18 protein-coding genes and 6 tRNA genes are annotated in these 25376 nt (G+C 66.7%); 5 read left to right on the forward strand and 19 right to left on the reverse strand.

Going from position 1 to position 25376, the window contains the following annotated elements:
* Positions 1-283: 283 nt before the first annotated feature.
* From CDN99_RS02195 to CDN99_RS02210, 4 genes are all read left to right on the forward strand, one after another.
* The gene (locus tag CDN99_RS02195) at positions 284-1126 is read left to right on the forward strand and encodes an isopenicillin N synthase family dioxygenase (protein WP_088382464.1); all 843 of its coding nucleotides are present in this window, start codon (positions 284-286) and stop codon (positions 1124-1126) included.
* Positions 1127-1298: 172 nt separating this feature from the next.
* Positions 1299-1697, forward strand: coding sequence for a hypothetical protein (locus CDN99_RS02200; protein WP_088382465.1), 399 nt, complete (start codon positions 1299-1301; stop codon positions 1695-1697).
* A 71-nt stretch (positions 1698-1768) separates the two neighbouring features.
* Positions 1769-3376 carry an ABC transporter substrate-binding protein gene (locus CDN99_RS02205; protein WP_088382466.1) on the forward strand — a complete coding sequence of 536 codons (1608 nt, stop codon included), beginning with the start codon at positions 1769-1771 and terminating at the stop codon, positions 3374-3376.
* A gap of 204 nt (positions 3377-3580) precedes the next feature.
* Positions 3581-5197 (forward strand): ABC transporter substrate-binding protein, encoded by a 1617-nt coding sequence (locus tag CDN99_RS02210; RefSeq protein ID WP_088382467.1) that lies wholly within the window; start codon positions 3581-3583, stop codon positions 5195-5197.
* Between the two features lie 31 nt (positions 5198-5228).
* On the opposite strand, the gene CDN99_RS02215 is transcribed toward CDN99_RS02210, so the two are convergent.
* The 6 genes from CDN99_RS02215 to CDN99_RS02240 form a co-directional block, all read right to left on the reverse strand.
* Entirely contained in the window at positions 5229-5792 is a 564-nt protein-coding gene (locus CDN99_RS02215) for a type II toxin-antitoxin system MqsA family antitoxin (RefSeq protein ID WP_088382468.1), read from the reverse strand.
* On the reverse strand, positions 5789-6295 hold the full coding sequence (locus tag CDN99_RS02220; protein WP_088382469.1) for a type II toxin-antitoxin system MqsR family toxin: 507 nt from the start codon (positions 6293-6295) through the stop codon (positions 5789-5791). The genes CDN99_RS02215 and CDN99_RS02220 overlap by 4 nt, the downstream gene beginning before the upstream one ends.
* 219 nt (positions 6296-6514) lie before the next feature.
* The gene (locus tag CDN99_RS02225) at positions 6515-7468 is read right to left on the reverse strand and encodes an NAD(P)H-dependent flavin oxidoreductase (RefSeq protein WP_088382470.1); all 954 of its coding nucleotides are present in this window, start codon (positions 7466-7468) and stop codon (positions 6515-6517) included.
* Positions 7469-7589: 121 nt separating this feature from the next.
* Positions 7590-9383, reverse strand: coding sequence for an acyl-CoA dehydrogenase (locus tag CDN99_RS02230; protein WP_088382471.1), 1794 nt, complete (start codon positions 9381-9383; stop codon positions 7590-7592).
* Positions 9384-9485: 102 nt separating this feature from the next.
* Positions 9486-10415 carry an electron transfer flavoprotein subunit alpha/FixB family protein gene (locus tag CDN99_RS02235; protein ID WP_088382472.1) on the reverse strand — a complete coding sequence of 310 codons (930 nt, stop codon included), beginning with the start codon at positions 10413-10415 and terminating at the stop codon, positions 9486-9488.
* 34 nt (positions 10416-10449) lie between these two features.
* On the reverse strand, positions 10450-11205 hold the full coding sequence (locus CDN99_RS02240) for an electron transfer flavoprotein subunit beta/FixA family protein (protein WP_088382473.1): 756 nt from the start codon (positions 11203-11205) through the stop codon (positions 10450-10452).
* Between the two features lie 235 nt (positions 11206-11440).
* Here CDN99_RS02240 and murI point away from each other — a divergent pair, with 235 nt between their 5' ends.
* The gene (gene murI, locus CDN99_RS02245) at positions 11441-12268 is read left to right on the forward strand and encodes a glutamate racemase (protein WP_088382474.1); all 828 of its coding nucleotides are present in this window, start codon (positions 11441-11443) and stop codon (positions 12266-12268) included.
* Between the two features lie 30 nt (positions 12269-12298).
* Here the strand turns inward: murI and CDN99_RS02250 are convergent, their stop codons facing one another.
* The 13 genes from CDN99_RS02250 to CDN99_RS02310 form a co-directional block, all read right to left on the reverse strand.
* Entirely contained in the window at positions 12299-13591 is a 1293-nt protein-coding gene (locus tag CDN99_RS02250) for an MFS transporter (protein ID WP_088382475.1), read from the reverse strand.
* 51 nt (positions 13592-13642) lie between these two features.
* Positions 13643-13730, reverse strand: a tRNA-Leu gene (locus tag CDN99_RS02255).
* Positions 13731-13819: 89 nt separating this feature from the next.
* Positions 13820-13895: transfer RNA gene (locus CDN99_RS02260), tRNA-Gly, on the reverse strand.
* Positions 13896-13944: 49 nt separating this feature from the next.
* Positions 13945-14020, reverse strand: a tRNA-Gly gene (locus CDN99_RS02265).
* 13 nt (positions 14021-14033) lie between these two features.
* A tRNA-Cys gene (locus CDN99_RS02270) sits at positions 14034-14107 on the reverse strand.
* 91 nt (positions 14108-14198) lie between these two features.
* Positions 14199-14274 (reverse strand) — tRNA-Gly (locus CDN99_RS02275).
* Positions 14275-14504: 230 nt separating this feature from the next.
* On the reverse strand, positions 14505-16943 hold the full coding sequence (gene lon / locus CDN99_RS02280) for an endopeptidase La (protein WP_088382476.1): 2439 nt from the start codon (positions 16941-16943) through the stop codon (positions 14505-14507).
* A gap of 89 nt (positions 16944-17032) precedes the next feature.
* On the reverse strand, positions 17033-18301 hold the full coding sequence (clpX, locus tag CDN99_RS02285; protein ID WP_088382477.1) for an ATP-dependent Clp protease ATP-binding subunit ClpX: 1269 nt from the start codon (positions 18299-18301) through the stop codon (positions 17033-17035).
* A 195-nt stretch (positions 18302-18496) separates the two neighbouring features.
* The gene (gene clpP, locus CDN99_RS02290) at positions 18497-19105 is read right to left on the reverse strand and encodes an ATP-dependent Clp endopeptidase proteolytic subunit ClpP (RefSeq protein ID WP_088382478.1); all 609 of its coding nucleotides are present in this window, start codon (positions 19103-19105) and stop codon (positions 18497-18499) included.
* A gap of 206 nt (positions 19106-19311) precedes the next feature.
* A complete protein-coding gene (tig, locus tag CDN99_RS02295) occupies positions 19312-20622 on the reverse strand; it encodes a trigger factor (RefSeq protein WP_088382479.1) in 1311 nt (436 codons plus the stop codon).
* Between the two features lie 24 nt (positions 20623-20646).
* Positions 20647-20733 (reverse strand) — tRNA-Leu (locus tag CDN99_RS02300).
* 197 nt (positions 20734-20930) lie between these two features.
* Positions 20931-24071, reverse strand: a complete 3141-nt coding sequence (locus CDN99_RS02305) for an efflux RND transporter permease subunit (protein ID WP_088382480.1) — start codon at positions 24069-24071, stop codon at positions 20931-20933.
* Between the two features lie 16 nt (positions 24072-24087).
* Positions 24088-25290: an efflux RND transporter periplasmic adaptor subunit gene (locus CDN99_RS02310; RefSeq protein ID WP_238139322.1), complete on the reverse strand. Its 1203-nt coding sequence runs from the start codon at positions 25288-25290 to the stop codon at positions 24088-24090.
* Positions 25291-25376: the final 86 nt, after the last annotated feature.

Genomic DNA, 25376 nt, shown 5'->3' on the forward strand with positions numbered 1-25376 from the left:
ACGGCTTGACCGGTTGGCGGATTGCGACCCGCCTTTGCTGTTGCCAGAAAAGGGGACGGGAAGGACCTCTAGTCACAAGCGCAGGACTGTAGCACCACGGCGAAACCGTTGCTGTTGCAGGCGCGCCCACTTTTTGTGCGCAATGTCCATGACGCGGATCAAGGGGTTGCACCAGTACGGCTACCAAACGTTTGCGATCCGACAGCCCAAACCGATAGACTTCCGACCTGCGGTACCGCCCCGACATTGAATGGCGGATCGTTCGGGACACAGGAGATCCCACATGCAAGTTCGAGTCGTCGACTACCGCGCCGCGGATGCGGCCGAGCAATTCACCCGCTCCCTGCACGAGACAGGTTTCGGCGTCCTGGTGAATCACCCCCTGCCCCAGAGCCTGGTCGAGAAGATCTACGGCGACTGGCTGGGCTTCTTCAACGGCGGCGAGAAGCAGGACTTCGCGTTCTCCAAGGAGACGCAGGACGGCTACTTCTCCACCGAGATCTCGGAGACCGCCAAGGGTCACACGCAGAAGGACATCAAGGAGTACTTCCACATCTACCCGTGGGGGCGCGTCCCGGCATCGCTGAAGGATGACGCGATGGAGTACTACCGGGTGGCCAACGACCTGGCGGCGGAGTTGCTGTCGTGGGTCGAGCGGCACACGCCGGCCGACATCGCGAAGAACTATCGCGAGCCGCTGTCCAACATGATCAATGACAGCCGGCTGACGCTGCTGCGGGTGCTGCGCTATCCGCCGCTGACGGGCAACGAGCCGGCCGGTTCGCTGCGCGCGGCGGCGCACGGGGACATCAACCTGCTCACCATCCTGCCGGCGGCCAACGAGCCCGGCCTGCAGGTGCAGGGGAAGGACGGCGAATGGGTCGACGTGCCCGGCGACTTCGGCATGCTGATCATCAACATCGGCGACATGCTGCAGGAGGCCTCGCAGGGCTACTACCCGTCGACGCAGCACCGCGTGGTCAACCCGACCGGCGAAGGCGCGAAGAAGAGCCGCGTGTCGTTGCCGCTGTTCCTGCATCCGCGGGAGGAGGTCGTGCTGTCCGATCGGTACACCGCGCACGAGTATCTGGAAGAGCGACTGCGGGAGCTGGGGGTCAAGACCTGACACGCCGGATGCCCTCGGATGTCTTCGCATGCCTCGGATCGAGTCGGCGAAAGCCGGGGCGGAGGCGACGATTTGGCGAGCATATGAGGAGCCCCCGCTCCGGCTTTCGCTGACGGGCGCACGCGGCCCCTCCCTGCGACCGCCTCGGCCCGGCTCGGGGCTACAGTGCCAAATGCCTCCCCAGCCCGCCCGAGCCGTCATCTGGATCCATCCGGAAGCGCCGCCCAAACCCGCCATCGGCCAGCCTTGCAACGGCTGCGGCGTCTGCTGCCTGGCCGAGCCCTGCCCGCTCGGCATGGTCGTCAGCCTGAAGCGGACCGGTGCCTGCCGCGCGCTGGAATGGTCCGACGAGGGCCACCAGTACCGCTGCGGCATGCTGACCCATCCGGCGCGTTATGTGGGCCTGCGCACATTGAACCCGGAAGGGCTGCTCAACCGGCTGATCCGACGCTATGCGCGGCGGATGATCGCCGCCGGCATCGGCTGCGACGCCGACATCGAGCCGCAGCGTCCATCCGACGCCCCGCCGCCGGCACCCTCTCCCGCGCACCGCCCCCCGGAGAAGCGCTAAGCAACACCCGACCCTCGCCGGACTAGCATGGACTTCGCATCGCCTGATCAGGCTTCATCGGAGTCACCCCCATGCCCCGCTCCACGAGAAGTTCCCGGTTCGTCCCTGCCTTCCCGATCGCGCGCGTCGCGTTGTCGGTGGCGCTGGCCCTCGGCGCCGCCGCCGCGCACGCGGTGCCGCTGCGCTGGGCCGCTCAGAACGACGTGCTCACGCTGGACCCGCATTCGCAGGACCACACGACCACGTCGGCCATCCTGCAGCACGCCTACGAGGGCCTCACCCGCTATGACGAGCAGTGGGAGATCGAGCCCTGCCTGGCGACGAAGTGGACCACCATCAGCCCGACGCAGGTGCGTTTCGAACTGCGCAAGGGCGTGAAGTTCCAGGACGGCTCCCCGTTCACCGCGGAGGACGTGATCTTCAGCTTCAACCGCGTCCGCCAGCCGCAGGGCACGATGCAGATCTACGTCACCGGCATCAAGGAGATCCGGAAGATCGACGACTACACCGTCGACGTGATCCTCGACGCGCCGCAGCCCATCCTGCTGCGCAACCTGGTCGACTTCCGCATCATGAGCAAGGCCTGGGCGGAGAAGAACAAGGCCACCCAGCAGGCCGATTACAAGTCCAAGGACGAGAACTACGCCAGCCGCCACGCGATCGGCACCGGCCCGTATGAAATCACCTCCTGGCAGCCCGACCAGAAGGTGACGATGAAGATCAACAAGGACTGGTGGGACAAGAACAAGGGCAACATCACCGAGGTCACCTACGTCCCCATCAAGTCCGATCCGACGCGCGTCGCGGCGCTGACCTCGGGCGACGTCGACCTGCTGACGGACGTGCCGACGCAGGACGTCGGCGCGCTCAAGGCCGATCCCAAGCTCAAGTCGATCGAAGGCCCCGAGACCCGCACGATCTTCTTCGCCATGGACCTGGGCAGCGACGAGTTGCGCGGCTCGTCGGTGAAGGGCAAGAACCCGTTCAAGGACGTCCGCGTGCGTCAGGCGCTGTCGCTCGCGATCGACCGCGAGGCCATCAAGCGCAGCATCATGCGCGGCCTGTCGGTGCCGGCGGCGCTGATGATTCCGCCCGGCGTGCACGGCTACGCGGCCGACATCGACAAACCCCTGACGCCCGACCTGGCCAAGGCGAAGAAGCTGCTCGCCGACGCCGGTTATCCGTCCGGCTTCGAGATCCCGCTGAACTGCCCCAACAACCGCTACGTCAACGACGAGAAGATCTGCCTGGCCGTCGTGTCGATGTGGAGCAAGATCGGCGTGACCGCGCGGCTGACGGTGCAGCCGATGTCGCAGCACAGCCAGCTGTTCCAGCGCTTCGAGGCGCCGCTGTACATGCTGGGCTGGGGCGTGTCGACGCGCGACGGGCTGTACTCGCTGCAGGCGCTGGCGCGCACGCGGTCGGGCGGCGCGGACGGCAGCTTCAATTTCTCCAAGGTCAGCGATCCGCAACTCGACAAGCTGATCGACGCCATCAAGACCGAGATCGATACCGCCAAGCGCGACGCCCTGCTGCGCGAGGCATTGCTGCTCGTGCGCGACCAGGCGCTGTTCATCCCGCTGCATCACCAGGTGCGGCCCTGGGCCATGCGCAGCAACGTGCAGACGCCGCACCGCTCCAACGACCGGCCGGAAGCGCGCTTCACCACCATCAAGTGACGCGCCGGGCGCGGCGCGGCGCCCGTGCCTCGCCCCGGAAGGCTTCGGCCCCGCCTTCATCGCCGCCCGCATTTGCCGACGCGCGGCCGCTCCCTTCCAAGGGCAATCCCCGAGGCGGCGCGATGACACATCGCCCGCCCCGGCGGCTAGCATCCGGACAACTTCACATCTTCTTAACGACGTTGTCAGAGGGAGCTACCGCTCATGTCGAAGACCCCGGGATCGATCTCCCGCGCCGCGCACGCCATCCGCCTCACCACCCTCGCCTGCGCCGCCACGGCGGCCCTGGGCCTGGCGTTGCCCGCCGCGGCCGCGACGCTGCGCTGGGCGGCGCAGAACGACGTGCTGACGCTGGATCCGCACTCGCAGAACCACAGCACCACCAACGCCATCGCGCAGCACGCCTACGAGGGCCTGACGCGCTATGACAAGAGCTACCAGGTCGAGCCCGCGCTGGCCACGAAGTGGACGCAGACCGGCCCGACCACCTGGCGCTTCGACCTGCGCAAGGGCGTCAAGTTCCATGACGGCTCGCCGTTCACCGCGGACGATGTGGTGTTCTCGTTCCACCGCATCAAGCAGCCGGTCGGCACGATGCATCCGTTCGTGGCGGGCGTGGCGGACATCAAGAAGGTCGACAGCCACACCGTCGACGTGATCCTGGCGGCGCCCAACCCGATCCTGCTGCGGCAGTTCGTCGACTTCCGCATCATGAGCAAGGTCTGGGCGGAGAAGAACAAGGCCGTCAACCTGCCCGACTTCAAGGCCAAGGAAGAGACGGTGGCCACGCGCAGCGCCAACGGCACCGGCCCGTACCGCATCACCGGCTGGCAGCCGGACCAGCGCATCACCATGGTCCAGAACAAGGAGTGGTGGGACGCGAAGAACGCGACCAACGTGGACGAGCTGATCTACACGCCGATCAAGTCGGACCCGACGCGCGTCGCGGCGCTGCTGTCGGGGGACGTGGACCTGCTGTCCGACATCCCGACCCAGGACGTCGCCCGGCTGCGCACCGACGCGAAGCTGACGGTGCTGGAGGGCAGCGAGATCCGCACGATCTTCATCGGCATGGACCAGGGCAGCGACCAGCTCAAGGGCAGCAATGTCCAGGGCAAGAACCCGTTCAAGGACAAGCGCGTGCGCGAGGCGCTGTCGATCGCGATCGACCGCGAGGCGATCAAGCGCGCGACGATGCGCGGCCTGTCGGTGCCCGCCGGCATCATGGTCGCGCCGGGCGTGAACGGCAACTCGCCGGACATCGACGTGGCCGCCAAGGCCGACCCCGAACGCGCCAGGAAGCTGCTGGCCGAGGCCGGCTATCCGGGTGGCTTCGAGGTGCCGCTGAACTGCCCCAACAACCGCTACGTCAATGACGAGGAGATCTGCCTGGCGGTGGTGTCGATGTGGAGCAAGGTGGGCGTGAAGGCGCGGCTGCAGACCGAGTCGTTCAGCACCTTCAGCCCGAAGCTGCAGGCTTTCGAGTACCCGCTGTTCCTGTACGGCTGGGGCGTGCCGACCTACGACGCGCTGTACACGATGCAGTCGCTGGCGCGCACGCGGGCCGGTGGCGCGGACGGCAGCGGCAACTACTTCCGCCTCAGCGACGCCAAGCTCGATCAGATCATCGACGCGGCCAAGGTCGAGGGCGATGTCGCCAAGCGCAACGCGCTGCTGAAGGACGGCCTGCTGCGCATCCGCGACGAGGTGCTGTTCATCCCGCTGCACCACCAGGTGCGTCCGTGGGCGATGAAGAAGGCGGTGCAGACGATGCATCGCTCGGACGACCGACCGGAGGCGAGGTTCACGACGGTGAAGTGATCGCAAGGCGGCGCCGGCGAGCGCCGCCCGTTCATGCCCGCGCGGTGGCGCGCGCGGGCCGCGCGGCCTGTCGCCCTGGCTTGCCGGGCGCCTCGTCCGACCTCGCCGCGGCCGCGCGCAGCGCCCGACGCGCCGCGGCCTCATCCCGAATGCGCTGCTTCCACATCGGCAGTTCAACACCGGCGCGATCAGCGAGCCATTTCAACACCGCGGGCATTTCGATGGCCGCGGTGAGCAGCAGGGTCATCGAGTCATCCGGATAGCTGCTTTCGTTCTCGTAGCGCGAGAACGCAATTTTTCCTTTGCCGAACACCTTCGCCGCGGCCTGCTGCGTCAGGCCATATCGTTTTCGCAGCGCAACAATCTCCTGCCCCATCAACAACCCGTCGTACCGAGACTTGCGAGCCTGAAGACGTTTGGTGTTCTCGCGCAACTGCTTCAGGTCGCCGAACACGTGATCACATGCCGCGCAGCGCCATTGCAGAAGTGCCACGACGACCTCCTGACCCCTGGGGCGAAATGTCTCGTTGAACGACTCCTCCTGGAGGCGCGTCGAACCACATGCTGGGCAGTCAGGCTTGAATCGGTGAGTCATCCGAGGCTTCTCAGGTTGAGCAGTGACAGGACGCGATCAGGATGGTCACTCGATCCCCCCATATCGACGGAAAACTTCAGGTAGACCGGCACCGCTCGCACATCCCGGCGGCGACGCAACGCGTCGTAGTACGTGTGATAGACGTCGCAAGCGACCCAGCGACGTCCTCGATCAATTCGTGCCCACTCGGACTTTTTGTAGTCCTTCGCGACAAGGACCGCAATGATCTGTCGCACATCGCCATCGGACCACCCTTCACGATGGATGTCCTTCAAGACATCCGGGTTGGCAAGGCGTATCTGACGCTCGTCGAAGCCCTCGCCGTCCATGAGTTCGTGCAAGCATTTCAAGTTGAAGAGCGGGCCGAAATCAATCCTCCGAGCGTTCGCATCCTCGGGCTTCATGGCTCGAAGACGCCCTGCGAAACAGTAGAGCCGATCGGTTTCAAACTTTATCACCGTGATAAGCCTCCGGAACACCGACGACATGTCGAAGAGTGACATCCCCTCTATCGCCGACCATGGAGGATCGAAGTCGACTCGCCCTTTCGTATTGCGTAATCTCAACGTTCTGGTTGAGCCCGCCGAAAACGACTTGTCCCAGTCAGGAACCGGCGACTCACGGATGGATGCGGCATGACCGATCCAGGTCTTCTGGCATCGCCAAAAGGAAACGCCCCGCGAAGCGGGGCGTCGGATGGTCGGGCCGGGCGCCGGCGCGGCTTACGCCACCGCCAACCGTTGACGCGCCGCCTCGTACTCGCGGCCGAGGCGCGCCACCAGTTCACCCGCCGGCAGCACCTCGCGGATCGCGCCGATGCCCTGGCCGCTGCCCCAGACGTCCTTCCAGGCCTTGGCGCCGTTGCCGCCGAAGTTCATCTTGGATGGATCGCTCTCCGGCAGGTTCTCCGGGTCCAGGCCGGCCTTGACGATCGAGCCCTTCAGGTAGTTGCCGTGCACGCCGGTGAACAGGTTGCTGTAGACGATGTCGTCGCTGTTGCTCTCGACGATCATGCGCTTGTAGTCGTCGGAGGCGCGCGCCTCGTCGGTGGCGATGAAGGCCGAGCCGATGTAGGCCAGGTCGGCTCCCATCGCCCGCGCCGCCAGCACCGCGTCGCCGCTGGCGATCGATCCCGACAGCGCCAGCGGGCCGTCGAACCACTCGCGGATCTCCTGGATCAGCGCGAACGGGCTCTTCACGCCCGCGTGGCCGCCCGCGCCGGCCGCCACCGCGATCAGGCCGTCGGCGCCCTTCTCGATCGCCTTCCTCGCGAACTTGTTGTTGATGATGTCGTGCAGCACGATGCCGCCCCAGCCGTGCACCGCCGCGTTCACGTCCTCGCGCGCGCCCAGCGACGTGATCACGATGGGCACCTTGTACTTGGCGCACAGGGCCATGTCGTGATCGAGCCGGTCGTTGCTCTTGTGCACGATCTGGTTGATGGCGAACGGCGCCGCCGGCGACTCCGGATGCGCGCGGTCATGCGCGGCCAGCGCCTCGGTGATCTCGGCCAGCCACTCGTCGAGCAACTCGGCCGGACGGGCATTGAGCGCCGGCATCGAGCCGACGATGCCAGCCTTGCATTGCGCGATCACCAGCTTGGGGTTGCTGATGATGAACAGCGGCGAGCCGATCACCGGCAGGCGCAGCGTGTTGAACAGCGGGGGAAGTGCCACCTCGAGATCTCCTCTGGTCAATGGGATCGGACCACCGTCCGATGTTGGCCCCGACACGCCGCTCCGAGCGTCGCGTGGGGGACGCGGCGCGAGGCGCCGCGAGCGTCGATCGCGCGGCGGATCAGAACGCGTCCACCGGCAGCGCCATGACGCTGTCGGCGCCGTTCACCACCGCGTCGCGCAGCGACTGGCAGCGCGGCAGGATGTGCTCGGCATAGAAACGCGCGGTGGCGATCTTGGCGGTCATGAAGTCCGTGTCCTCGCCCACGGCGAGCAAGGCCTTGGCGGCGAGCAGCGAGCGCGCCAGTTGCCAGCCGGCCATCAGGTTGCCGCCCAGCATCAGGTACGGGACCGAGCCGGCGAAGGCCGCGTTGGGCTGCGCCTTGCCATGGGCGGCGATGAAGTCCACCACCTGCACGAACGAGGCCCGCGCCGCCGCCAGTTGCGCCCGCACGGCCAGCGCGTCGGCGCCGCCGTCGGCGGCCAGCGCGCCTTCGGTCTCCTCGATCTGCGCCGCGATGCCGCGCGCGAAGACGCCGCCGTCGCGCACCGTCTTGCGGCCGACCAGGTCGTTGGCCTGGATCGCCGTGGTGCCCTCGTAGATCGGCAGGATGCGCGCGTCGCGGTAGTACTGCGCCGCGCCGGTCTCCTCGATGAAGCCCATGCCGCCATGCACCTGCACGCCCAGCGAGGTCACCTCCAGGCTCATCTCGGTGCTGTAGCCCTTGACCAGCGGCACCATGAATTCGTAGAAGGCCTGCGCCTGCTTGCGGGCGTCGGCATCGGCGTGATGGTGCGCGATGTCGTAGGCCGCGGCGGCGTCGATCGCCATCGCGCGGCAGCCCTCGACCAGCGCGCGCTGCGTCATCAGCATGCGGCGCACATCGGGGTGATGAATGATCGCCACCGGCGCCGACGCGGAGCCGTCGACCGGCCGCGACTGGACGCGGTCCTTCGCGTACGCGACCGCCTTCTGGTAAGCCCGGTCCGCCACCGCGATGCCCTGCACGCCGACGCCGAAGCGGGCCGCGTTCATCATGATGAACATGTACTCCAGGCCGCGGTTCTCCTCTCCGATCAGCGTGCCGATGGCGCCACCATGGTCGCCGAACTGCAGCACCGCGGTCGGGCTGGCCTTGATGCCCAGCTTGTGCTCGATGGACACGCAGTGCGCGTCGTTGCGCGCGCCCAGCGAGCCATCCTCGTTGACCAGGAACTTCGGCACCAGGAACAGGCTGATGCCCTTCACGCCCTCGGGCGCGCCGGGGACGCGCGCCAGCACCAGGTGGACGATGTTGTCCGCCATGTCATGCTCGCCCCAGGTGATGAAGATCTTGGTGCCGAAGACCTTGTAGGTGCCGTCGCCCTGCGGCTCCGCGCGGCTGCGCACCAGCGCCAGGTCCGAGCCGGCCTGCGGCTCGGTCAGGTTCATCGTGCCGGTCCATTCCCCGGACAGCAGCTTGGGGATGAAGCGCTGCTTCTGCGCCTCGCTGCCGGCCACCAGCAGCGCCTCGATCGCGCCGTCGGTCAGCAGCGGGCACAGCGCGAAGCTGACGTTGGCCGCCTGCACGATCTCGCCGCACGCGGCGCCGATCGTCTTGGGCAGGCCCTGGCCGCCGTATTCCTCCGGATGCTGCAGCCCCTGCCAACCGCCCTGCGCATACTGCCGGAACGCCTCCTTGAAGCCTGGCGTCGCGAAGACCTGGCCGTCCTTCCAGTACGACGGGCTCTTGTCGCCCTCGAAGTTCAGCGGAGCGATCACATCCTCGTTGAGCTTCGCCGATTCCTCCAGCACCGCCTGCGCGGTGTCCAGTCCATGGTCGGCGAAGGCGGGGATCTGCTCGGCGAGCGTCTGCAGGCCGGCCAGGGCCTGCATGTCGAACAGCATGTCCTTGATCGGGGCGCGGTAGGTCATGGGGATGTCTCCGGATGAAAAAAGGGCGCCGCGCTTCGTCGGCGGGCGCCCTGGGTCTGACGCGCGGTGGACCAGCCGGCCGCGCGGGGTCGTCGCGTCGGTTTACAGCGCCTTGACGAGCTCGGGCACGGCCACGAACAGGTCGGCTTCCAGGCCGTAATCGGCCACCGAGAAGATGGGCGCTTCCGGGTCCTTGTTGATCGCCACGATCACCTTGGAGTCCTTCATGCCGGCCAGATGCTGGATCGCGCCCGAGATGCCGGCGGCGATGTACAGCTGCGGCGCGACGATCTTGCCGGTCTGGCCGACCTGCCAGTCGTTGGGCGCGTAGCCGGCGTCGACCGCGGCGCGGGAGGCACCCAGCGCGGCGTTCAGCTTGTCGGCCAGCGGCGTCAGTACTTCATTGAACTTGTCGCTGCTGCCCAGCGCGCGGCCGCCGGACACGATGATCTTGGCGGCGGTCAGCTCGGGGCGGTCGCTCTTCGTGACCTCGCGGCCGACGAACGCGCTCTTGCCGCTGTCGGCGGCGGCCGTCAGCATTTCCACGGCGGCGCTGCCGCCTTCGGCCGCGGAGTCGAAGCCGGTGGTGCGGACGGTGATGACCTTCACCGCGTCCGTGGCCTGCACGGTCGCGATCGCGTTGCCGGCGTAGATCGGGCGCTCGAAGGTGTCGGCGCTGATCACCTTGGTGATGTCGCTGACCTGCGCCACGTCCAGCAGCGCGGCGACGCGCGGGGCGACGTTCTTGCCGGCGGCGGTGGCGGGGAACAGCAGGTGGCTGTAGTCCTTGGCGATGGCGATCACCTGGGCGGCGACGTTCTCGGCCAGGCCGTCGGCGAACTGCGCGCCGTCGGCGTGCAGGACCTTGGCGACGCCCGTGATCTTCGCGGCGGCGGCGGCGACGGCCCCGGCGTTCGAGCCGACGACGAGCACATGCACGTCGCCGCCCAGCGCGGCGGCGGCGGTCACGGTGTGGTGGGTGGCGCCCTTCAGGGACGTGTTGTCGTGTTCAGCAATGACGAGAGCGGTCATGAGCTTTTCTCCGTGTCTTGTTCTGCGGGGCGCGTCAGATGACCTTGGCTTCGGTCTTCAGCTTCGTGACCAGCGTGGCCACGTCCGGCACCTTGATGCCGGCGCTGCGCTTGGGCGGCTCGGCCACCGACAGCGTCTTGATGCGCGGCGCCACGTCCACGCCCAGATCGGCCGGCTTGACGACGTCCAGCTGCTTCTTCTTCGCCTTCATGATGTTGGGCAGCGTCACGTAGCGCGGCTCGTTCAGGCGCAGGTCGGTGGTCACGACCGCCGGCAGCGTCAGGCTGACCGTCTCCAGGCCGCCGTCGACTTCACGCGTCACGTTGACCTTGCCGTCGACGACTTCCACCTTCGACGCGAACGTGCCCTGCGGCAGCCCGGTCAGCGCGGCCAGCATCTGGCCGGTCTGGTTGCAATCATCGTCGATGGCCTGCTTGCCCAGGATCACGAGCTGCGGTTGTTCCTTGTCCACCAGCGCCTTCAGCAGCTTGGCCACGGCCAGCGGCTGCAGTTCGACATCGGCCGGCGTCTCGACCAGGATGGCGCGGTCCGCGCCGATGGCCATCGCGGTGCGCAGGGTCTCCTGGCATTGCGTGACGCCGCAGGACACGGCGATGACCTCGGTCACCACACCCTTTTCCTTCAGGCGGACGGCCTCCTCGACGGCGATCTCGTCGAAGGGGTTCATCGACATCTTCACGTTGGCGATGTCGACCCCGGTGCCGTCAGCCTTGACGCGCACCTTGACGTTGTAATCGACGACTCGTTTGACGGGGACCAATACCTTCATCGAAGCACTCCAAGCGGATTGACGTTAACGTTAATTCGATTCTATGGGAGGCCTGGGCCGCTCCCGTGTCTCTCAGCCATCATGCGCCCTGCCCTCGTTGGGGGCTCTGCGGCGTCGGCTCGAAAATAAAACGAACGATCGTTCTATTCTAGCCACCGAATCGCGGCTGCCAAGCGGTAATCGAACGCCCGTCAGGGAATCTTCTAGACTGCGCACCCGACGCCTGCCGCCCACGATGACCAGCCCGAGCCTGCTCCCCGCCTCTTCCGCCCTCCATGTCCCTTGCATCGGGGTCTTCGATTCCGGCGTCGGCGGCCTGACCGTGCTGAAGGCGTTGCGCGAGCAGTTGCCGGACGTGCCGCTGCACTACCTCGCGGACGCGGCGCATGCGCCATATGGCGATCGCAGCAGCGCCTACATCGTCGAGCGCAGCGTGCGCGTGGCCGAACACCTGCACGCGCTGGGCGCCCGCATGGCGGTTGTCGCCTGCAACACGGCGACGGTGCACGCGGTGCAGGCGATGCGGGAGCGCTGGCCGGCATGGCCGGTCGTGGGCACCGAGCCCGGCGTGAAGCCGGCGGTGGCGGCGACGCGCACCGGCCGCATCGGCGTGATGGCGACGACGGCGACGATCGCGAGCCGGCGTTACGAGCAGCTCGTCGCCGCGCATGCGACCGACGTCACCTTGATCAGCCAGCCCTGCCCCGGACTGGTGACGCTGATCGAGCAGGGAGATCTGCGCAGCGCCGAACTCGACCGCTTGATCGAGCGCTACTGTGCGCCGCTGCGGGAGGCGGAAGTGGACACCGTCTTGCTGGGCTGCACCCATTACCCCCTTGTGCAGGCCCGCATCCAGGCGGCGCTCGGCGATGGCGTGCGTCTGCTCAACATCGAGGACGCCGTCGCGCGTCAGGCGAAGCGGATCTGGGACGGGCTGGGGATCGCGCCGGAGGGGTCGGCCTCGATCGTGCTTGAAAGCACCGGCGACCCGGCACCGCTGCAGGTGCTGGCGCGCGAGGCGCTCGGCTGGCGCGATGCCGTGGCGACACGCGTCGCCACCTGAACCCGCCTCCGGCCGACCCGGTCAGCGCTATCAGACGAGCGCGCGCGCCAGGCCACGCGTCATGTCGACGCGCCGCAGCAACCACCACCCCAGCGCGAAGAACACGCCGGTCGACAGGATCGCCAGTCGGTGGTTGCCGGCCGTCAGCACGGTGACCGCGCCGTAGGTCAGCGGACCCACGATCGCGGCAAGCCGGGTGGCGAAGGTCCACAGGCCGAAGAATTCGGCGAGGCGGTCATGCGGCGCCAGGGCGCCCGCGAGCGCGCGCCCGCAGGACTGGCTCGACCCCATGCACAGCCCCGCGATCGCCGCGGCGATCCAGAACAGCCAGGCGCTGGTCGCGAGGAACGCCAGCAGCGTCATCACCATCCAGCCCACCAGCGTGAAGGCCAGCGCCGGCTGATGGCCGATGCGGTCCTCGTAATAGCCGAAGGCGAAGGCGCCGACCGCGGACGCGATGTTGACGAGGAACACCAGCGTCATCGTCTGGGCCTGCGTGAAACCGAGGGCCTGCTCCGCATACACGGCGGCCAGCGCGATGACGACGGCGATCCCCGCTTGATAGCTGGTGCCGCAAGCGAGCAGCCGCAGGAAGTCCGGATACGCACGGGCGCGTTGCCACGATATCCACAGCTGGGAAAGACCCGACCCCATCTTCGCCGCGCGCCGCGTCGCACAGGGGTCGGCGCGCTCGCGCAGCAGCAGGAAGGTCGGGAGCGCGGCGAGCAGGTACAGGCCGGCGGTGATCAGCATCGCGACCGGCACGAAGGCCCCGGCGGACTCGCCGCGCGACTGCGCGCTCAGCACATATCCGAGGCACAGCCCCAGCGCGAGCATGCCGCCAAGATACCCGAAGGCCCAGCCCCAACCCGACACGCGGCCGAGCGCGTCGCGCCGGGCCAGCTCGGGCAGGAAGGCGGCGATCAGCGATTCGCCATAGGAGAAAAACACGTTCGACAGCACGACCGCCGTGGCCGCCCACCCGAGCTGCGTCGGCCCGAAGATCGCCAGCGCCGCGGTCGACAGCACGCAGCCGAGGGTGCAGATACCGAGCAGTTTCTTCTTGGCCGCGTGCGCGTCGGCCCATGCGCCCAGGCCCGGCATCGTGATCATCACGAGGAAGCTGGAGAAGGCCACCAGCATCGTCCACAGCAAGGTGGCGGACGGCTGGCCCTTGGCGATCACACCGACGAAATAGGCGTTGTAGACGGCGGTCAGGACGACGGTCGTGTAGCCCGAGTTGGCGAAGTCGTACATCGACCAGCCGAAGACTTCGCGTTTGCGAACGCCCGGATTCAACAGTTCCTGCGCGAACAAGGCCATGCCGTGTCCATACCGTCCATGCGTGAGGGGGAGCCCGCAGGGGTCAGCGTGTGGTGCCTGGAACGGGACTCGAACCCGTACGCCGGTTGAAGGCGGCGGATTTTAAGTCCGCTGTGTCTACCGATTTCACCATCCAGGCCACGATGGCTCGCGGGGATTGACCGCGCATTATCGGGGGTACCGACCATGAAAAATGGGAAGCCAGAACTGGCTTCCCATGGAGGAGTTTGGAGCGGGAAACGAGGCTCGAACTCGCGACCTCAACCTTGGCAAGGTTGCGCTCTACCAACTGAGCTATTCCCGCATCGCAGGACAGTCGAATGACGTTGCATCCAACCACCCTTGAAGTGTTTTGGAGCGGGAAACGAGGCTCGAACTCGCGACCTCAACCTTGGCAAGGTTGCGCTCTACCAACTGAGCTATTCCCGCAATGTCCATTCTTTGGAGGCGCGATCCGGAGTCGAACCGGACTGACCGGATTTGCAATCCGGGGCATAACCGCTTTGCTATCGCGCCCCAGAACCCTGGACGGGATTCTGAATGGAGCCAGATTTGGTTGTCTGACTCCGATAAAAAATGGAAGCAGAAGCTTCCATCTTTTGATGCCTGGAGCGGGAAACGAGGCTCGAACTCGCGACCTCAACCTTGGCAAGGTTGCGCTCTACCAACTGAGCTATTCCCGCAGGGTCTTCAACGCACTGCCTGCTCGGCTTGAAACTGCTCTTGCGATCAGCTTCTTGCTGCAGCACCGTTTGCGCCGAAGCCGAGAGTATAGAACGATTTTCGAGGGGCACACAAGAGTTGCGCGAACTCTTTGTGAACATCGCCCATCTCTCCACCGGGCCCACCGACCAGAAACAACGATAGCGCCCGAAGGCGCCATCGTGATTCATCGCGACGGTGTCGCAGCCGCTCAGTGCTTCAGCGAATCGCCGCTCGCGTCAGGCTTGGCTTCCGCCACCTTCTCCGCCGCGGGAGTGGCGGCCACCACGGCGGCGACCTCTTCATCGGGCAGCGCCTGCGGGTAGCTTTCCAGCGCGACTTCCAGCACGCGATCGATCCAGCGGACCGGCACGATCTCGAGGTGGTTCTTCACGTTCTCCGGAATGTCCTGCAGGTCCTTCACGTTCTCTTCCGGGATCATGACGGTCTTGATGCCACCGCGGTGAGCGGCCAGCAGCTTCTCCTTCAGACCCCCGATTGCCGTGACCTCGCCACGCAGCGTGATCTCGCCGGTCATGGCGACGCCCGCCCGCACCGGAATGCCGGTCAGCGCGGAAACGAAGGCCGTGGTCATCGCGATGCCCGCGCTGGGACCGTCCTTCGGCGTCGCGCCGTCGGGCACGTGCACGTGGATGTCGCGCTTCTCGAAAAGCTCGTCCTTGATGCCCAGGCGTCGAGCCCGCGAACGCACCACGGTGCGCGCCGCCTCGACCGATTCCTTCATCACGTCGCCCAGCGAGCCGGTACGGATGATGGTGCCCTTGCCCGGCATCGCCGTGGCTTCGATGGTCAGCAGATCGCCGCCCACTTCCGTCCACGCCAGACCGACCACCTGGCCAACCTGGTTCTTCTTTTCCGCGCGGCCGAAGTCGTACTTGCGCACGCCCAGGAACTCGTTCAGGTTGTCCTCGTTGACCACCACCTTGCCGTCGTAGGTCTTGAGCTGAAGGCCCTTGACCACCTTGCGGCAGATCTTCGAGATCTCGCGCTCCAGCGAACGCACGCCGGCCTCGCGGGTGTAGTACCGGATCACGCCGCGGACGGCGTCTTCCGTGACCTCCAGCTCGGTGTCCTTCACGCCGTTGTTGCCACGTTGCTTCGGCAACAGGTAGCGCTGGGCGATGTTGACCTTCTCGTCCTCGGTGTAGCCCGACAGCCGGATCACTTCCATCCGGTCCAGCAACGCCGGCGGGATGTTCAGCGAGTTGGACGTGGCGATGAACATCACGTCGCTCAGGTCGTAGTCGACCTCGATGTAGTGGTCCGCGAAGGTGTGGTTCTGCTCGGGATCCAGCACCTCCAGCAGCGCCGAGGAAGGATCGCCGCGGAAGTCCATGCCGAGCTTGTCGATCTCGTCCAGCAGGAACAGCGGATTGCGCGTGCCGACCTTCGACAGGCTCTGCAGCACCTTGCCCGGCATCGAGCCGATGTAGGTGCGGCGGTGACCGCGGATCTCGGCCTCGTCACGCACGCCGCCCAGCGCCATGCGGACGAACTTGCGGCCCGTGGCGCGCGCCACCGACTGCCCCAGCGAGGTCTTGCCGACGCCCGGAGGGCCCACCAGGCACAAGATCGGCGCCTTCACCTTGTCGACGCGCTGCTGCACCGCGAGGTACTCGAGGATGCGTTCCTTGACCTTGTCGAGGCCGTAGTGGTCCTCGTTCAGCACCGCCTCGGCGTTGGCCAGGTCGTGTTTGATCTTGGTCTTCTTCGCCCACGGCAGGTTGACCAGCGTGTCGATGTAGTTGCGCACGACGGTCGCCTCGGCGGACATCGGCGACATCAGCTTGAGCTTCTTGAGCTCGGTCTCGGCCTTCTTGCGCGCTTCCTTCGGCATGCGAGCAGCCTGGATCTTCTTCTCCAGCTCCTCCATGTCGGCGCCTTCCTCGCCGTCGCCCAGCTCCTTCTGGATGGCCTTGACCTGCTCGTTCAGGTAGTACTCGCGCTGGGACTTTTCCATCTGGCGCTTGACGCGGCCACGGATGCGCTTTTCCACCTGCAGGATGTCGACCTCATGCTCCAGCAGGTCCAGCAGCTTCTCCAGCCGCTTGCCCACCTCGGACAAGTCCAGCACCGACTGCTTCGCGTCGAGCTTGAGCGGCAGATGCGCGGCGATCGTGTCGCCCAGGCGGCCGGCGTCGTCGATGCCGGCGATGGAGGTGAGGATCTCCGGCGGGATCTTCTTGTTCAGCTTGACGTACTGGTCGAACTGCTGCGTCACCGCACGGCGCAGGGCCTCGACTTCCGGCTGATCGTCCGCCTCGGGCGGGATCGGCATGACCTCGGCGGTGAAGTGCTCTTCACCGTCCTCGATCTTGCGGGTGGTCGCGCGTTGCAGGCCCTCGACCAGCACCTTCACGGTGCCGTCGGGCAACTTCAGCATCTGCAGGATGCTGGAGACACAACCCATCTCGAACATGTCGTCGGGCTTGGGCTCGTCCTTGCCGGCGGCCTTCTGCGCCACCAGCATGATCTGGCGGCCCGCCTCCATCGCGGCCTCCAAGGCCTTGATGGACTTGGGACGGCCGACGAAAAGGGGGATCACCATGTGCGGGAACACCACCACGTCGCGCAGCGGGAGCAGCGGCAGGGTGATGGGTTCCGCGGGGAGGATCGGATGACCGGACATGAAAACCTCTCTTTCTCAGACCCATCTAGGGCCCGAGGGACCAATTACAAGGTGCCGTTCAATAGCCTGGGACAAAGGCCGCAACGCGGTCAGGCGCTGGCCTTGGCCTCGCGGTAAACCAGCAGCGGCTTGGAGTCCTCGTCGATGTTGTGCTCGTCCAGGACCACCTTGGCCACGCTCTCCAGCGACGGCAGCTCGAACATCGTGTCGATCAACGCATGCTCGACGATCGATCGCAAGCCACGCGCCCCAGTCTTGCGGGCCAGCGCCTTGCGAGCGACGGCGTTGAGCGCCGACGGGCGTACTTCCAGTTCGACCCCGTCCATCGAGAACAACTGCTGGTACTGCTTGACCAGCGCGTTGCGAGGTTCGGTCAGGATCTGCACCAGCGCGTCCTCGGTCAATTCGCCCAGCGTGGCGATCACCGGCAAACGGCCGACCAGTTCCGGGATCAGACCGAACTTGATCAGGTCGCCCGGCTCCACTTCGCGGAACAGCTCGCCGACGCGCTTCTCGCTCTTGCTCTTCACCGACGCGCCGAAACCGATGCCGGATTTCTCGGAGCGGTTCTGGATGACCTTCTCCAGGCCGTCGAACGCACCGCCGCAGATGAACAGAATGTTGGTCGTGTCGATCTGCAGGAAATCCTGATTCGGATGTTTGCGGCCGCCCTGCGGCGGCACCGACGCCATCGTGCCTTCGACCAGCTTCAGCAGCGCCTGTTGCACGCCCTCGCCCGACACGTCGCGCGTGATCGACGGGTTGTCAGCCTTGCGGCTGATCTTGTCGATTTCGTCGATGTAGACGATGCCGCGCTGGGCGCGCTCGACGTCGTAATTGCAGTTCTGGAGCAGCTTCTGGATGATGTTCTCGACGTCCTCACCCACGTAGCCGGCTTCGGTCAGCGTGGTGGCGTCGGCGATCACGAACGGGACGTTCAGCACGCGGGCCAGTGTTTGCGCCAGCAGCGTCTTGCCCGAGCCGGTCGGACCGATCAGCAGGATGTTGCTCTTGGACAGCTCGACGCCGTCCTTCGTGTCGGCCGCGTGGCGCAGCCGCTTGTAATGGTTGTAGACGGCGACGGCCAGCGTGCGCTTGGCCACGTCCTGGCCGATCACGTACTGGTCGAGCGTAGTCTTGATCTCGCTGGGCACCGGCAGGTCCGACTTGCTCGCGCGACCGCTGGTCGCGGCCTCGGCCGGAACCTCGTCGCGGATGATGTCGTTGCACAGCTCGATGCACTCGTCGCAGATGAACACCGACGGACCCGCGATCAGCTTCTTGACCTCGTGCTGGCTCTTGCCGCAGAAGGAGCAATACAAGACTTTTTCGCTGGAGTTGCCTTTTTTCTCGGCCATGGAAGTGCTGCTGGGGCTGCTAGATGACAGGCAAGTGCCTGCATTGATGATAGTTCAATTGCCGCTACCACCCTTGGGGGGATAAAAGCCCCTAAGAGAGGTCAGTTGGTGTGCTGAACCGGCAATTCCGCCTCCCCCGGCGAGCGATTTCCCGTGTCAAAAGGAAACCGCCCGGCGGAGCGGGCGGGGGCGTCGTCAAGGGCGCTTGGCGATGACCTGATCGACCAGGCCGTAGGTCGATGCTTCGTCGGCCGACATGAAGTAGTCGCGCTCGGTGTCGGCCTGGATCTTCTCCAGGCTCTGGCCGGTGCGCTCGGCCAGGATGCGGTTCAGTTGCTCGCGGGTCTTGAGGATCTCGCGGGCGTGGATCTCGATGTCCGTGGCCTGACCCTGCGCGCCGCCCAGCGGCTGATGGATCATGATCTTGGCGTTGGGCAGCGCGAAGCGCTTGCCCTTCTCTCCGGCGGCCAGCAGGAACGCACCCATCGACGCGGCCATGCCCATGCACAGCGTCGACACCTGCGGCTTGATGAACTGCATCGTGTCGTAGATCGACATGCCGGCGGACACGCTGCCACCCGGCGAATTGATGTACAGCGAGATCTCCTTGTCGGGGTTCTCGCTCTCCAGGAACAGCAGCTGCGCGACCACCAGGTTCGCCACGGCATCGTTCACGGGGCCGACCAGGAACACGATGCGCTCGCGCAGCAGGCGGCTGTAGATGTCATAGGCGCGCTCGCCGCGGCCCGACTGTTCGATGACGATGGGCACCATGCCCAGATTGCTAGTTTCCAGCGCGCTCATGAAGTCCTCTGTGTGTGGTTCGCGTCACGGCTCATTATGTCGTGCGCCCCAATGCCCTTGCCGACGACGCGTCGGGTGGTTCCGGGGAAAGAAAAAGGCGCCGGCCTCGCGGCCCGGCGCCTTACATGGCGATCGCGGCTCAGTGAATCAAGAGCGAGCCGGAATGCGACCGCACGTTGTCATTGTCGCGACGCGAGGGCTGGCGCTCAGGCGCCGGCCATCAGCTCGTCGAACGGCAGTTGCTTGTCGGCGATCTTGGCCTTGGCCAGGATGAAGTCAGTGACGTTGTTCTCGATCACGACAGCTTCCACCTCGGCCATGCGCTCGCGGTCCGAGAGGTACCAGCGCACGACTTCCGCCGGCTTCTCGTAGCTCTGCGAGATTTCCTCGATGTGGGCCTGCAGCTGCTCGGGCTTGGCTTGCAGGTTGTTCGAGCGCACCAGCTCGGCCACCACGAGGCCCAGGCGCACGCGCTTCTCGGCCTGCTCGCTGAACAGCTCGGCGGGGATCGGGGCCTTGTCGGCGTCCTTGATGCCGCGCTTCTTCAGGTCCTCGCGGGCGTTAGCGACCATGCGCTCGGCTTCGCCTTCGACCAGGGCCTTGGGCACGTCCAGCTCGGCCTTCGAGACCAGGGCATCCATCGCGGCGCCCTTGTTCTTGGCGAGCACGCGGAACTTCACTTCGCGCTCGAGGTTCTTCTTGATGTCGGCGCGCAGCGCTTCCACGGTGCCGTCCTTGATGCCCAGGGCCTTGGCGAACGACTCGTTCACTTCGGGCAGGTGCTGGGCCTCGATCTTCTTGACGGTGACCAGGAAGTCGGCTTCCTTGCCCGCGACATCCTTGCCGTGGTAGTCCTCGGGGAAGGCCAGCGGGAAGGTCTTGGACTCGCCCGCCTTCATGCCGCGCACGGCCTTCTCGAAGGCTTCGAGCATCTGGCCTTCGCCCAGCAGGAACTGGAAGCCGTCGGCCTTGCCGCCAGCGAAGGGTTCGCCGTCGATCTTGCCTTCGAAGTCGATGGTGACGCGGTCGCCATCGGCGGCGACGTCGGCTGCACCGCGCTGCGCGAACGAGCGGCGCTGCTTGCGCAGGATCTCGACGGTCTTGTCGATGGCTTCCTCGGTCACGTCGGCGGTGACGCGCTCGACTTCAGCCTCGGCCAGGTCGCCCAGCTTGACTTCGGGGTAGATCTCGAAGGTCGCGTCGAAGGCCAGCTGGCCTTCGGCGGCGCCGTCCTTCTGCTCGATGCGGGGCATGCCGGCGACGCGCAGCTTGGCCTCGTTGGCGGCGGCGCTGAAGGCCTCGCCGAGCTTGTCGTTGACGACCTCGTACTGCACCGAGGCGCCGTAACGCTGGGCCACGAAGGACATCGGCACCTTGCCCGGACGGAAGCCGTCGGCCTTGACGGTGCGAGCCAGCTTCTTCAGGCGGGACTCGACCTCGGAGTTGATGTCAGTGGCCGCCAGCGTGAGCGTGATGCGGCGTTCGAGCTTTTCGAGAGTTTCGACGGTGACAGCCATAGTGGACTCGGAAACAGTTGGAAGTGGTGCGCGGGGCCGGACTCGAACCGGCACGCCCGTGAAGGCGTCAGGACCTAAACCTGGTGCGTCTACCAATTTCGCCACCCGCGCTGGGTGAACTGAGGACGCCGCGATCGCTTTCAGCAACCGGCGCGGCGGCCCCTTGGTAATTCGAAGTTCGCGTGACCGGGCCGTGAACGGCCCCGGTTCCGCGATCCGGAAAACCGGCGATTGTAGCCAAGGAAAGGGGCGTTTTCGCGCCGCCCCCTCCGGGATAACCCACGCCGGGCCGGTGGCGGCCGGTCAGATCAATGCGTCGACGGCGCGATCCCCGCGTCCTTGTCCCGCTCGACGCGGAACCAGGCGGCGTACATGGCCGGCAGCGCCAGCAGCGTCAGCACGGTGGCGACGATCAGGCCGCCCATGATGGCCACGGCCATCGGCCCCCAGAACACGCTGCGCGACAGCGGCACCATCGCCAGCACCGCCGCCGCCGCGGTCAGCGCGATCGGCCGCAGCCGCCGCACGGCGGACTCGACGATCGCTTGCGCCGCCGGCACGCCGCGGCTGCGGTCCTGCTCGATCTGGTCGATCAGGATCACGGAGTTCCGCTGGATCATGCCCATCAGCGCGATCACGCCGAGCAGCGCGACGAAGCCGAACGGCCGGTTCAGGATCAGCAGCGCCGCGGACACGCCCGCGATGCCCAGGAAGCCGGTCAGGAAGGCCAGCATCGCCCGCGAGAAGCTGTGCAGTTGCAGCATCAGCAGCGTGAAGGTGATGAACAGCATGATGGGCACGCCCGCGGCGATCGAGCCGGTGCCCTTGCTGCTCTCCTCCACCGCGCCGGCGATGCTGATGCCGTAGCCGGGCGGCATCTCCTTGGCCATCGCGTCGAGTTGCGGCCACAGCTGGTTGGTCACCGTCGCGCCCTGCAGGCCCTCGATCACGTCGCCCTGGACGGTGATCGCGAACTGCCGGCTCTCGCGGTGCATCACGCCCGGCTCCCAGGTGAACTGGGGCTTGGCGATCTGCGTCAGCGGCACCGAGCGGCCCGAGGCCGTCGGCACGTAGGCATTGGCCAGTTCCGACAGCGTGTCGCGCTCCTGCACCGGCTGGCGCAGGACGATGTCGATCAGCCGATCCGCCTCGCGGTACTGCGCCACCGTCGTGCCGGACACGAGGATCCGCGCAGCCTGCGCGATGCTCTGGCTGGTCACGCCCAGGGCGCGCGCCTTGTCCTGGTCGACCTGCAGGCGCAGGACCTTGATGGCCTCGTTCCAGTTGTCGTTGACGCCCACCATGTTGGTGTTGGCGCGCATCATGTCCTTGGCGCGGTCGGCGTACTGGCGCAGCGTCGCCGGGTCGTCGCCGAAGATGCGGAACTGCACCGGATACGGCACCGGCGGCCCGTTGGGCAGCAGCTTCACGCGGCCGCGTACGTCGGAGAACTCCTCCGCCAGGATCTTCGGCAGCTTGTGGCGCAGCGCCTCCCGCTCGGCCGGCGTCTTGGGCAGGATGATGGCCTGGCTGACGTTGGTGTTGGGCAGGATCTGGTCCAGCGGCAGATAGAAGCGCGGCACGCCCGAGCCCACCCACGTCGCGACGCTGCCCACCAGCGGCTCCTTGGCCATGCGCGCCTCGAAGCGCTTGGCGACCTCGTTGCTCTGCGCGATCGTCGAGCCTTCCGGCAGCCACAGGTCGACCAGGATCTCGGGTCGGCTTGAATCGGGGAAGAACTGCTGCTGCACCTTGCCCATGCCCACCAGCCCCAGCACGAACACCAGGATGGTCAGGCCGATGGTCTTCCAGCGGTGGTACACGCACCAGGCCACCGCGCGGCGGAAGCGGCTGTAGAACGGCGTGTCGAAGACCTCGTGCGCCTCGCCCTCGTGGCCGGCGCGGGTCTTGAGCAGCAGCGCGCCCAGGTAGGGCACGAAGTACACGGACACGATCCAGGAGATCACCAGCGCCGCCGCGGTCACGGCGAAGATCGCGAACGTGTACTCGCCGACGGTGGACTTGGCCAGCCCGATCGGCAGGAAGCCGACGGCGGTGATCAAGGTGCCGGTCAGCATCGGCTTGGCGGTGGCGTCGTAGGCATACGTCGCCGCATGCATCTTGTCGTAGCCCTCCTCCAGCTTGCGCACCATCATCTCGACCGCGATGATCGCGTCGTCCACCAGCAGGCCCAGCGCGATGATCAGCGACCCCAGCGAGATCTTGTGCAGCCCCACCCCCGCGTACAGCATCACCACGAAGGTGATCGCCAGCACCAGCGGGATGGTGATGCCCACCACCAGCCCCGGCCACACGTCGATGCGCAGCGGCTTGGTGTGCAGCCCCAGGCTGATGAAGCTCACCGCCAGCACGACGACCACGGCCTCGATCAACACGTGCACGAACTCGCCCACCGAGCTCTTCACGGCCGACGGCTGATCCTGGATCTGCTGCAGCGTGACGCCGGCCGGCAGCGTCTGCTGCAGGCGCTTGACCGAGGTCTGCAGCGCCTTGCCCAGCGCGATGATGTCGCCGCCCTTGCCCATCGACACGCCCAGCGCCACGACCTGCTTGCCCTGAAAGCGGACCATGGTGGTGGCCGGATCGACGAAGCCGCGCCGCACCTTGGCGATGTCGCCCAGGCGCAGGCTGCTGGCCGTGCCGGTGGCGGCGTTGGTCGCGCGGATCGGGAAATCGCTCAGCGACTGGACCGAGTTCAACTGGCCCTCGACGCGGATCTGCAGGTTGGCGCTGCCGGCGTCCATCACACCGGCGCTCTCGACCGCGTTCTGCGCGTTGAGCTGCGAGATGACCTGGTTGAAGTCCAGGCCCAGCTCGGCGAGCCGCTTCTGCGAGATCTCGACGAACAGCTTCTCGGCCTGCACGCCGAACAGGTCGACCTTGGCGACGTCGGGCAGCCTCAGCAGCTCCGAGCGCACGGCCTCGGCCTGCTGGCGCAGGTCCTCCATCGAGAAGCCGCCGTCCGACGAGAGCGCGAAGATCGAGCCGTACACGTCCCCGAACTCGTCGTTGAAGAACGGCCCCAGCACGCCCTGCGGCAGCGTGGCCTTGAGGTCGCCGATCTTCTTGCGGACCGTGTACCAGAGCTGCGGCACCTCGCCCGGGGCGGTGCTGTCCTTGACCTGGAAGATGGTCAGCGACTCGCCCGGCTTGGTGTAGCTGCGGATCTTGTCGGCGTGCGGCACCTCCTGCAGGGTGCGCTCGATCTTGTCGGTGACCTGCTCCGCCATCTGCTGCGGCGTGGCGCCCGGCCAGTAGGCCTGAACGACCATGGCGCGGAAGGTGAACGGCGGGTCCTCGTCCTGGCCCAGCTGGAAGTAGGCGGCGAAGCCCAGCACCATCAGCACCACCATCAGGTAGCGCGTCAGCGGGGCGTGCTCCAGCGCCCAGCGCGAGAGGTTGAAACCGGCGCGGCTCGGGTTGCTCATCGATGGCTCCCGGCGCTCAGCGTTGAGCCGGGGCCGACGAGGGCGCGGGCATCGGAGCGGCCACCGCCTGCCCTTCGGCCGTCGGGCCCGGCGGACGGAAGCGCTTGATCTTCTGGCCCGGCGTCAGCACGTGGCCGCCGGCGGCCACGATCTCCATGCCGGGCGTCAGGCCCTGCACGATCAACTCGTTGCCCTCGGCGCCGGCGACGGTCACCGGCTTGGGGTTCACCGTCATCGTCTTCGGATCGAGCAGCAGCACCGCGCTCTTGCCCTGCGATTCCATCACCGCGCTCAGCGGCAGCTTGATCGAGTTGTCCGACGGCGTGCCGGTCAGGATGACCGTCGCGGTCTGGCCCAGGTGGACGTTCTTGTCCTTGAGCTCCGCCTTGACCAGGAAGGTCCGCGTCACCGGGTCGGCGGCGGCGGCCAGCTCGCGCAGCTTGATCGGCTGCGGCTCGGCCTTGCCGTCGGTCCACAGCTTGACCTTCATGCCGTCCGGGCGCGCCGCGGCGGCGCGCACCATCGCGACCTGGTCTTCGGCGACGGAGAAGACGATGTCCCGGGGGCCGTCGTTGGCCACGCGCACCACCGGCGTGCCGGCGGCCACGACCATGCCGGGCTCCGCGTCGATGCCGGTCACCACGCCGGCCACGTCGGCGATCAGGGACGAGTACTGCGCCTGGTTGCGCTGCACGTCGGACTGGGCGCGCGCCTGGTCGAACTGCGCCTGCGCGGCCTTGAACGCGGCGTCGCGGCGGTCAAGCTCGGCGGCGCTGATGAAGCCCTGGTTGCGCAGGTCGATGTAGCGCTTGTAGTCGGCGCCGAGCTGGTCGCGGTTGACACGGGCGGCCAGCACCCCGGCCTTGGCGGCCTCCTGGGCCAGCATCAGGTCCTGGCTGTCCAGCCGGGCCAGCACCTGCCCTGGCTTCACCACCGACCCCAGGTCCACGCGGCGCTCCAGGATCTTGCCGGCGACGCGGAAGGACAGGCGCGACTCGACGCGGGCCCGCACCTCGGCGGCGAACTCCCGTTGCAGGCCGGTCGATTGCGGCGCCAGCACCAGCGTGCGCACATAGCGTTCCGGCTCGGGCGGGGGCGCCTGCTTGCCGCAGGCCGCGAGCACCGCCAGCGACGCCGCCGCCGACACCATCATCAACACGCGGCTCCACCGGCCGCCAGGCGACGACACGGACGAGGACACAAGAGACCGTTGGGGCATGAACCACCTCGACAAAGGCACGGTGTCCGACGCCGGACACCGAAGTAACTGACTGACCGGTCAGTAATGTATTCAGCGAGTCCGGA

Source organism: Roseateles aquatilis (genome assembly GCF_002205645.1).
Lineage (GTDB): Bacteria > Pseudomonadota > Gammaproteobacteria > Burkholderiales > Burkholderiaceae_C > Roseateles > Roseateles aquatilis.

Bases quoted from the DNA above. Each gene is read 5' to 3' on its own strand.
- CDN99_RS02200 (WP_088382465.1), top strand. From the start codon at position 1,299: ATGCCTCCCCAGCCCGCCCGAGCCGTCATCTGGATCCATCCGGAAGCG.
- CDN99_RS02235 (WP_088382472.1), bottom strand. From the start codon at position 10,415: ATGACCGCTCTCGTCATTGCTGAACACGACAACACGTCCCTGAAGGGC.
- CDN99_RS02220 (WP_088382469.1), bottom strand. From the start codon at position 6,295: ATGTCACTCTTCGACATGTCGTCGGTGTTCCGGAGGCTTATCACGGTG.
- CDN99_RS02205 (WP_088382466.1), top strand. From the start codon at position 1,769: ATGCCCCGCTCCACGAGAAGTTCCCGGTTCGTCCCTGCCTTCCCGATC.
- murI (WP_088382474.1), top strand. From the start codon at position 11,441: ATGACCAGCCCGAGCCTGCTCCCCGCCTCTTCCGCCCTCCATGTCCCT.
- CDN99_RS02305 (WP_088382480.1), bottom strand. From the start codon at position 24,071: ATGAGCAACCCGAGCCGCGCCGGTTTCAACCTCTCGCGCTGGGCGCTG.
- tig (WP_088382479.1), bottom strand. From the start codon at position 20,622: ATGGCTGTCACCGTCGAAACTCTCGAAAAGCTCGAACGCCGCATCACG.
- CDN99_RS02215 (WP_088382468.1), bottom strand. From the start codon at position 5,792: ATGACTCACCGATTCAAGCCTGACTGCCCAGCATGTGGTTCGACGCGC.
- CDN99_RS02250 (WP_088382475.1), bottom strand. From the start codon at position 13,591: ATGGCCTTGTTCGCGCAGGAACTGTTGAATCCGGGCGTTCGCAAACGC.
- CDN99_RS02240 (WP_088382473.1), bottom strand. From the start codon at position 11,205: ATGAAGGTATTGGTCCCCGTCAAACGAGTCGTCGATTACAACGTCAAG.
- CDN99_RS02195 (WP_088382464.1), top strand. From the start codon at position 284: ATGCAAGTTCGAGTCGTCGACTACCGCGCCGCGGATGCGGCCGAGCAA.
- clpX (WP_088382477.1), bottom strand. From the start codon at position 18,301: ATGGCCGAGAAAAAAGGCAACTCCAGCGAAAAAGTCTTGTATTGCTCC.
- CDN99_RS02310 (WP_238139322.1), bottom strand. From the start codon at position 25,290: ATGCCCCAACGGTCTCTTGTGTCCTCGTCCGTGTCGTCGCCTGGCGGC.
- CDN99_RS02230 (WP_088382471.1), bottom strand. From the start codon at position 9,383: ATGACCTACCGCGCCCCGATCAAGGACATGCTGTTCGACATGCAGGCC.
- lon (WP_088382476.1), bottom strand. From the start codon at position 16,943: ATGTCCGGTCATCCGATCCTCCCCGCGGAACCCATCACCCTGCCGCTG.
- CDN99_RS02210 (WP_088382467.1), top strand. From the start codon at position 3,581: ATGTCGAAGACCCCGGGATCGATCTCCCGCGCCGCGCACGCCATCCGC.
- clpP (WP_088382478.1), bottom strand. From the start codon at position 19,105: ATGAGCGCGCTGGAAACTAGCAATCTGGGCATGGTGCCCATCGTCATC.